Source organism: Pseudomonas sp. (assembly GCF_049645325.1).
Classification (GTDB): Bacteria; Pseudomonadota; Gammaproteobacteria; order Pseudomonadales; family Pseudomonadaceae; genus Aquipseudomonas.
In genome coordinates this window covers 1-8585 of the sequence record NZ_JBARTQ010000606.1, presented here as the reverse complement: position 1 = coordinate 8585, position 8585 = coordinate 1, and the positions used below count along the sequence as shown (strand labels likewise).

The 8585-nt window shown below is 62.9% G+C and carries 9 protein-coding genes and 1 riboswitch; of the genes, 4 read left to right on the top strand and 5 right to left on the bottom strand.

Translation table 11 applies throughout. The features are described 5' to 3' along the window. Positions 1-82 precede the first annotated feature (82 nt). The gene (locus WBB95_RS25455) at positions 83-1474 is read left to right on the top strand and encodes an aldehyde dehydrogenase family protein (RefSeq protein WP_424490087.1); all 1392 of its coding nucleotides are present in this window, start codon (positions 83-85) and stop codon (positions 1472-1474) included. 284 nt (positions 1475-1758) lie between these two features. On the opposite strand, the gene WBB95_RS25450 is transcribed toward WBB95_RS25455, so the two are convergent. Together WBB95_RS25450 and WBB95_RS25445 are read right to left on the bottom strand one after the other, a co-directional pair. Beyond that, the gene (locus WBB95_RS25450) at positions 1759-2388 is read right to left on the bottom strand and encodes a hypothetical protein (protein ID WP_424490086.1); all 630 of its coding nucleotides are present in this window, start codon (positions 2386-2388) and stop codon (positions 1759-1761) included. Positions 2389-2495: 107 nt separating this feature from the next. Beyond that, positions 2496-3359 carry a M24 family metallopeptidase gene (locus tag WBB95_RS25445; RefSeq protein ID WP_424490085.1) on the bottom strand — a complete coding sequence of 288 codons (864 nt, stop codon included), beginning with the start codon at positions 3357-3359 and terminating at the stop codon, positions 2496-2498. 61 nt (positions 3360-3420) lie between these two features. Next, a riboswitch (cobalamin riboswitch) is annotated at positions 3421-3614 on the top strand. A 113-nt stretch (positions 3615-3727) separates the two neighbouring features. On the opposite strand from WBB95_RS25445, the gene WBB95_RS25440 reads away from it, so the two are divergent. The 3 genes from WBB95_RS25440 to WBB95_RS25430 are packed head-to-tail and all read left to right on the top strand — an operon-like array spanning position 3728 to position 6512. Then, entirely contained in the window at positions 3728-4738 is a 1011-nt protein-coding gene (locus WBB95_RS25440; RefSeq protein ID WP_424490084.1) for an ABC transporter substrate-binding protein, read from the top strand. An 8-nt stretch (positions 4739-4746) separates the two neighbouring features. Continuing rightward, the gene (locus WBB95_RS25435) at positions 4747-5751 is read left to right on the top strand and encodes a FecCD family ABC transporter permease (RefSeq protein ID WP_424490089.1); all 1005 of its coding nucleotides are present in this window, start codon (positions 4747-4749) and stop codon (positions 5749-5751) included. Continuing rightward, positions 5748-6512, top strand: a complete 765-nt coding sequence (locus WBB95_RS25430) for an ABC transporter ATP-binding protein (protein WP_424490083.1) — start codon at positions 5748-5750, stop codon at positions 6510-6512. Before WBB95_RS25435 ends, WBB95_RS25430 begins: the two co-directional genes overlap by 4 nt. 390 nt (positions 6513-6902) lie before the next feature. On the opposite strand, the gene WBB95_RS25425 is transcribed toward WBB95_RS25430, so the two are convergent. The 3 genes from WBB95_RS25425 to tspO all read right to left on the bottom strand — a co-directional run bounded on the left by WBB95_RS25425 (position 6903) and on the right by tspO (position 8571). Then, the gene (locus WBB95_RS25425) at positions 6903-7127 is read right to left on the bottom strand and encodes a hypothetical protein (protein WP_424490082.1); all 225 of its coding nucleotides are present in this window, start codon (positions 7125-7127) and stop codon (positions 6903-6905) included. A 65-nt stretch (positions 7128-7192) separates the two neighbouring features. Beyond that, positions 7193-8131, bottom strand: coding sequence for an alpha/beta hydrolase fold domain-containing protein (locus tag WBB95_RS25420; RefSeq protein ID WP_424490081.1), 939 nt, complete (start codon positions 8129-8131; stop codon positions 7193-7195). Further along, complete coding sequence (gene tspO / locus WBB95_RS25415) at positions 8131-8571, bottom strand: tryptophan-rich sensory protein TspO (RefSeq protein WP_424490088.1); 441 nt, start codon at positions 8569-8571, stop codon at positions 8131-8133. Before tspO ends, WBB95_RS25420 begins: the two co-directional genes overlap by 1 nt. Positions 8572-8585: the final 14 nt, after the last annotated feature.

Sequence of the window (8585 nt, the reverse complement as noted above, 5' to 3'; positions counted from 1 at the left end):
TATTGCTTAATATTATTCAGTTTCCAGAAAACATGCATCCCCGTAGGCTGAACCCATTCCACTCATTCAGCCGGACGGTGCCATGAACGCTATTTCTCACCAGACCCACGCCTTGTCGATCAACCCCGCCAATGGCCAGACAGTCGCCAGCTACCCGTACGAAACCGAGTCACAACTGGACGCCGCCCTTGACCGTGCCACCAGTGCCTTCCGCACCTGGCGCCGCCAGCCCGTGAGCCAACGCGCCGAACTGCTGCTGGCCCTGGCAAGCGCGTTGCGCGAACAAGCCGAAGACATGGCCCAAATGATCACCCTGGAAATGGGCAAACCCATCGCCCAGGCCCGCGCTGAAATCGAAAAGTGCGCGCAGCTCAGCGAATGGTACGCCGCCCATGGCCCTGCCATGCTTGCGCCGGAAGCGACCTTGGTGGACAACGGCAGCGCGCAAATCGAATACCGCCCGTTGGGGCCGATCTTCGCCGTGATGCCGTGGAACTTCCCGGTCTGGCAAGTGCTGCGCGGCGCCGTACCGACCTTGCTCGCCGGCAACACCTACGTACTCAAACACGCACCGAACGTGATGGGCAGCGCCTACCTGATCCAGCAAGCGTTCCAGAAAGCCGGTTTCGCCGACGGCATTTTTGAAGTGGTCAACGTGACGAACGACGGTGTGTCCCAGGCCATCGCCGACCCACGCATCGCCGCCGTCACCCTCACCGGCAGCGTGCGCGCCGGTATCGCCATCGGCTCCCAGGCCGGCGCCGCGCTGAAAAAGTGCGTGCTGGAGTTGGGCGGCTCCGACCCGTTTATCGTGCTCAACGACGCCGACCTCGACGCCGCCGTGCAGGCTGCCCTGATCGGGCGTTTCCAGAACAGCGGCCAGGTCTGCGCCGCGGCCAAGCGCCTGATCATCGAAGCCGGTGTGGCAGAAGCCTTCACCGCCAAGTTCCTCGAAGCCAGCCGTGCACTGGTCATGGGCGACCCGACGTCGACCACCACCTACATCGGCCCGATGGCGCGTTTCGACCTGCGTGACGAGCTGCACGGCCAGGTCCAGGCGACCCTGGAAGAAGGCGCCACCCTGCTGCTCGGCGGCAACAAAGTACCCGGCGCCGGCAACTACTACGAGCCGACGGTATTGGCAGGCGTCACCGATCAGATGACTTCGTTCAAACAGGAACTGTTTGGCCCCGTGGCGTCGATCATCACCGCCCGCGATGCTGACCATGCCGTGGCCCTGGCCAATGACAGCGAGTTTGGCCTGACGGCGAGCATCTTCACCACCGACGCGGCGAAGGCGCGTGAGATTGCCGACCAGCTGGAAACCGGCGGGATCTTTGTCAACGCCTTCAGCGTGTCCGACCCTCGGGTGGCGTTTGGTGGCGTGAAAAAGAGTGGGTTTGGGCGGGAGTTGTCGCACTTTGGTGTGCGGGAATTCTGCAATGCGCAGACGGTTTGGCTGGATCGCAAATAAAACAGGCAACACCTTTCAACTGTGGGAGCTGGCTTGCCGGCGATAGCGGTGGATCAGTGACAACTCCCTGGCTGACACACTGCATCGCAGGCAAGCCAGCTCCCACCTTTGATTTGCGGTGTGTGTGAGTGTGCGTGAGTTCTGCAACGCACAGACCGTGTGGCTAACGTCGGCTGTCCACAGCTCGCTGATCAGCTATCGCCCCTCTTACGACAGGCTGACTCGAATAAAACAATCCATTGAACCGCGCTCATTGCCGACGCTCTGCGCGCCAAGTATTGAGGCTAGCGCTTGACCGGGGCATCCCAGCAATCCGGTTTACGTGCACAGACGTCGTATTGGCGATCCATCAAGGCCATGCGGTTAATGTGGGCGTCCGTAGCGGCCCGGAACGACTGGTTGCTGGTTGTCATATACGTCACGGTCCGGTCACTCAGGCGTGCACTTAACTGGCGGCGGGTGTTGGCATCCACTGCCTGGGGCGCGGTGGCCATGGTTTGAAGTGTCGCGTCGTTCAGGCGGCTCAATTCGTCCCGATAGGTTCGTACGTATTCGGCGCGAGCCGCGTCATGCTGATGGTTCAGGTCGTACTGCATCGCTTCCAGGTTCTGCTTGTAGAGCACCCAATAGGCATCGGGCTGCACACCAGCGTCTTGTTTACGCAGTTTGGCAATACGCTCGTCATTACCCAGAGCCGGTGCGAGAACGGTCTTGTGCGACGAGATCACAACGGGGTCCTGAGCGATGATCTGGTCGATCCAGCCTTCCCGAGCAGGGTTCGAAGGCAGCACCTGCCCCAATGGCTCAAGCGGCACCGGCGCAGCGGCGGGGGGTGGCGAAACGGACTGAGCGCAACCCCCAAGCAGTAACAAGGCGCACAACTGAGTGAAAGTGAGGACGTGGCGAAAAGACATAAGCTCTCCATGAGCAAGGGAAATCAAAGGGGCGAGGCAAATAATATCACCGAGCCATCACCCTATTTCAACCCATCAATCGGGAAATCGAAGGGCGGTGCATCGCATCAATCCAGCATTCGGCTAAGCAACCGATGCCCGTCTGCCGTCACCTCGACCATCGCCGACAACATCACACCGTCGGCGCCGTCCGAAGAGAGCAAGCTCCAAAAGTCAGGCGGCTCATACCTCACACCCATTGCGCCCGCCTTGGCAATCACATACACGTTCAGCACCTGCCCGGGCTGCATCAGCGGGCTGTCGCCCTCGACTTTGTAGCCCAGCACCTGCGGTTTCTGTATGCGTGCCTGCCCCATGGTGTAGCCCGCAAATTCACGCACCGCCACCGCCTGCCCCGCATCCAGCTCCTGTTGAATCGCAGCGCCCACATTGGCCAGGCGCTGGCCACCTTGAACACGGGCGACCCCGCTCGCGAGTGCCCGACGCGCAGTAGCCAATAACTGGCGCTGCGCCGGGGAAGCATTGGGTGTGGCAAAGGTCCAGACTTGAGCAACATGGGCCTGGGCCGACGCAGCGATCAGCTCCACTTTTACCAATGCCGCCTCCGGGAACGGTACATCGGTAGGCGGCGCAGCGCTCACCTGGTTATTCACCGATACCGCCACCGCCGCCGGATAGCCTCGAAAGCCAAACATCATCGGCAGCCAGCCGTGCTGCTGGTACTGATCAAGCAAGAAGGCCTGGACCTCAGTGCCGGTGCCGCCCTTGCGGATCATCGGCCTGACCTTAAGCAACATGTCACTGGCCACGGGTGCCAGCTTTGCTTCCTCGGCGAGAATGGATGCGTCATCGAGCTGGGCAATAGCGCCGGCTCGGGCGCTGATTGCATCGGTGTAGCGTGCGAGCGCAGGGTCAGCGGCCTGTGCGCTCATGCAAAACAGCAGTGGCAAAACTCCCAGACGTATCAACATGGCCTTCCTTGGGGGTGGTTACGGACAGTCGCGGATTGTACCTCTACGCCAAGCCTAAGATGGACTACCATAGCGCGCCGGTTCCCAAACGGGACTAATAGGGAATCCGAAACGCGCTACACCGCGTCAATCGGAACTGCCCCCGCAACTGTAGGTGCTGAGCCTGCTCCACATTGCCACTGAGCCTTGCTCGGGAAGGCTGGAGCGAGGCGACGACGCATCAGTCAGGAGACCTGCCGGCCCAGTAACTCACTAACCGGCGGGGTGTCCGGGAAGGACATCCTTGCCTGCACACCTGCTGCGTTCGAGGCTGTATTTCCGCGCCGTACCTCCCCTGCTTCACGTACGGTTCAAACGGAGATAGCCCCATGCTGCCACGCGTTACCGCCCTGCTCACCGGCTTGGGCTTCTGTGCCCTGGCTCACGCTGCGCCGACTCACTACCCGCTGACGGTGCAAAACTGCGGCAGCACCCTGACCTTTCCGCAGGCACCGGCGCGCAGTGTGACCATTGGCCAGGCTGCCACCGAGATGCTCTACGCCTTGGGCGTGGCCGATAAAGTGGTCGGCACTTCGCTGTGGTTCAACAATGTGTTGCCGGCGTTCAAGGCGCAAAACGACACCATCGAGCGCCTGGCCGACAACGAGCCCAGCTTCGAAGCGGTGATCGCCAAGCGCCCGCAACTGGTCGCAGCCGAGCTGGAATGGGTGGTCGGCCCGCAAGGTGTGGTGGGCACCCGCGAGCAGTTTCACGAGCTGAACATCCCCACCTACCTGCTGCCCTCCGACTGCGAAGGCAAGGACAACCTGGTGGGCGCCGACGGCACGCGCCTTGAGCCGTTCCACATCGAGACCCTGTATAAAAGCATCCGCCAACTGGCCGAGATTTTTGACGTCCAGGACCGTGGCCAGCAACTGAATGACGAGCTCAAGGCGCGCCTGGCCAAATCCGTCGCCACCGTGCAAAGCAAAGGCCTCAAGCAGGCCAGCGCGCTGGTGTGGTTCTCCAGTCCCGAGATGGCCAGCGACCCGTATGTGGCCGGGCACAAGGGCATTCCCGAATTCATGCTGCAAACCCTGGGCCTGCACAACGTGGTGCAGTCGGATGAAGAATGGCCCGCCGTCGGCTGGGAAACCATCGCCAAGGCCAACCCGACCTTCCTGGTGATTGCGCGCATGGACCGCCGCCGCTACCCCGCCGATGACCATGAAAAGAAACTCGCCTTCCTGCGCAGCGACCCGGTGACCCGCAACATGGACGCCGTGAAAAACAACCGCATCATCATCCTCGACGCCCTGGCGCTGCAGGCCAGCATCCGCATGTTCGACGGCCTTGAACAACTGGCCAGCGCCATCGACGGCTACGACTTGCGCCCATGAGTACCAGCCTGATGCGCACCCTGTTCGCCCTGGCGTTGCTGCTGGCGGCCGTGCTCGCCGGCGTGGCCATCGGCGAAACCGCCATCTCGCCGCACGTGGTGTTGCAGGTGCTCGCTAATAAACTGTGGGCCGCCGGGTACGTGCTCGACCCGATCGACGAAGGCGTGGTGTGGAACTACCGCCTGACCCGCGCCCTGGTCGCCGCCGCGTGCGGTGCCGGGCTGGCGACCTGCGGGGTGATTTTGCAGTCGCTGCTGCGCAACCCGCTGGCCGACCCGTACCTGCTGGGCATCAGCGCGGGGGCTTCGACCGGCGCAGTGTTGGTTGCATTGATTGGCGTGGGCGGCGGTTTGATTTCGCTGTCGGCGGGTGCGTTTGTCGGCGCCATGGCCGCGTTCGCGTTGGTGATTTTGCTCGCGCGTGCCAGCGGCTCGTCCAGCGGCACCGGGCAAATCATTCTCGCGGGCATCGCCGGCTCGCAGCTGTTCAACGCCCTCACCGCGTTCCTGATCACCAAGTCGGCCAGCTCCGAACAGGCGCGCGGCATCATGTTCTGGCTGCTCGGCAACCTCAGCGGCGTGCGCTGGCCGTCGGTGTGGCTGGCGGTGCCGGTGGCGGTCGCCGGCTTGGCGGTGTGCCTGTGGCACCGTCGCGCGCTGGATGCGTTCACCTTCGGCACCGACTCGGCGGCGTCCCTGGGCATTCCGGTGCGCCGCGTGCAGGTTGTGCTGGTGGGCTGCGCGGCGCTGGTGACGGCGGTGATGGTGTCGATTGTCGGCTCCATCGGCTTTGTCGGGCTGGTGATTCCACACGCCGTGCGCCTGTTGCTCGGCACCGGGCATTCGCGCTTGTTGCCCGCCAGTGCGTTGGGTGGCGCGCTGTTTCTGATTGCGGCGGATGTGCTGTCGCGCACGCTGATCAAGGGCCAGGTGATTCCCGTCGGTGTCGTCACCGCACTGGTCGGCGCGCCGGTGTTTGCGCTGATCCTGATTGGCCGGAGGAATGCGCGATGAGCGTGCTCAGTTGCAGCGGCCTGGGGTTCAAGGTGCGTGATGCCGAGTTGCTGCGCGATATTCACCTGGACGTGCGGTTGGGCGAGACCTTGGGGGTTGTCGGCCCGAACGGTTCCGGCAAATCCACCTTGCTCAAGTTGCTCGCCGGTTTGCGCACGCCGGCGTCCGGCGACGTGCTGTTGGGCGGCCATCGCCTGAGCACGCTGTCGCGCCGCGCCATCGCGCAACAACTGGCGGTGGTGGAGCAACAGGCCGATACCGACGACGCCATCCGCGTGTTCGACGCCGTAGCGTTGGGCCGCACGCCGTGGTTGTCGGCGCTCAGCCCGTGGTCCAGCGAAGACGACAGCATCGTGCGCCAGGCCTTGCATGACGTGGACGCCACCCACCTGAGCCAGCGCGCCTGGCGCGGCCTCTCCGGCGGCGAGCGCCAACGCGTGCACATCGCCCGCGCCCTGGCGCAACGGCCGCAGATCTTGTTGCTGGATGAGCCGACCAATCACCTCGACATCCAGCATCAACTGGGGATTTTGAAAGGCGTGCAGGCGTTACCGGTGACCACGTTGATTGCCCTGCATGACCTCAACCAGGCACTCACCTGTGATCGCCTGGCCGTGCTGGATCACGGGCGACTGGTGGCGCTCGGCAAACCGCTGGAAGTGCTGACGCCGCAGCGCTTGCAAGACACCTTTGGGGTACAGGCGCATTACCTGACCGACCCGTTTGATGGCGCGCAAATATTACGGCTGCGCCCAAACTGACGGTTTGACCACACACTTCAAAACACCAGAGCTTAAAGGTGGGAACTGGCTTGCCTGCGAAGGCGGCGGCATTGCTGATAGAGATGTCACCTGCCCCACCGCTATCGCAGGCAAGCCAGCTCCCACAGGGGTTCGGCGGTGGCACTTCGAACATCGCCACTGCCAGGGCGATCGAGCCGAGCACTCTCTCACCAACAATGAAGTTCAAAGGTGGGAGCTGGCTTGCCTGCGAAGGCGGCGGCATGGCTGATAGAGATGTCGCCTGCCCCACCGCTATCGCAGTTCAACCCGGCTCCCACAGGGTTCGGCGATGGCATCTGGAACATCGCCACTGCCACTGCCATCACGCCGAGCACTCTCTCCCCAACAATCGGAAACGAGGCCTTTCACTCATTCGACCTTGATCCGGCTTATCCCCACCAATGCTGCCTGCTGCAGAATCTCTTCCGGCGTGGCGTCCGCCGTGGGCATCACCAGGCTGTTCTCGGCATCGCCCAGGTGCAACGCCAGCAAATGCATCGCCGCATCATGGACGGGCAACTCGGGTTGTTTGAGTTCAAACACGTGGGTGCGGGGCTCGCCGTTGAACAGGTATTGCAGGGTATATTCACGCATGGTCAGGGGCCTTGTGAGGGAAGTGGAACAGCTGATTAACCTGACTAACTGATCAGCTTTTAAGTTCAAACCGGCTTGAACACCCGCTGAGTGATCCACTGACGGCTAAAAGCCAACACGCTAGCCGCCATCCCCACCGGGAAATGGATAAACCCATGGGCAGAATCCGCTAACAGGTGAGCCTGCGACAGTGGCCACCGTTCAGCCAAGAGCAGCGTGTCATCCTTCAACGGGTCCAATTCACCGACAAACATCAACGCCGGCGGCAACCCCGTAAAATCACCATACAACGGCGACAGCGGCGCCTGCCGACGCTGTTCATCACTCAACCCCGGCGTCAGCAGGCGCAGCGCCTCGACCATCCCCGGCCCGTCCAGCAGCAAGGTATCCGGCCCCGCCGCGCGCACGCTCGGCGTGCCGGTCAAGTCGTAAACGCCGTAATACAGCACTGCACCGGTCACGCGCTTGAGCAACGCCGGCCATGCCTTCAACGCCAGCAACATCGCCGCCGCCAGGTGCCCACCGGCCGACTCGCCGACGACGATCACCGGCAGGCCGGCAAATTCCGGGCAGTCACTCAACAGCCAGCGCGCGGCCACCAGGCAGTCGTCCATCAAACCCTCGACCGGCGTGTCCACCGCCAGCCGATAATCCACCGACACCACGGCCACATCGCACGCCTGCACCATGCCCAGGTTGAGGTCATCGTCCATCTGCGCATTGCCGATCACCCAGCCGCCGCCGTGGATGTCCAGCACCACGCCCTTGGGCTTGCCGCTGGGTCGCAGGATGCGCACGGGCACTCGCGCGCCGCCCACGCCCACCAGCCGAGTTTCTGCCAGAGGTGCCTTGCGCACCTTTTGACTGACCCGCAGCAGCGCCTGAATCAGCCGTGGCGTGACGCGGTTGCGGATCTTGAACCGCGGCAGCCAGGCGAGTTTTTGATTGAAGCGGCGCATCTCGGCGAGTTCAGGCGCGCTCGCAGGCCAAGGCTGATGGGCCATCAGCGGTTATTCCGCAAGATCGAGAAATTCAATGCCGCCGCCACACTTAGCCACGCCAGGTAGGGAAACAGGATCAAGCCGGTGATCAAATCCAGGCGCACGGCCAGCACCACCAGGGTCGCGACGGTGAGCCACAGCAGCGTGATCACCACCATCCCCGCGAAAATGCGATGCGCGCCGAAGAACACCGGCGTCCACAGCGTGTTCAACGCAATCTGCGCCGCCCACAACGCCAGCACGAGCTGGCTGCCGGGGATCAGGCTCAACCGGTAACCGGCCCAGGCGAGCAGCAGATAAATGAGCGTCCAGGCGACTGGAAACAGCCAATTGGGCGGTGTGAAGCTCGGCTTGACCAGCGCCTCGTACCAGGCGCCCGGCTTGAAGAGGATGCCGGTACTCGCGGCGGCGGCGCAGGCTAGCAGGAAGATAAAGAATGTCATTGTCTGTCCTTGGC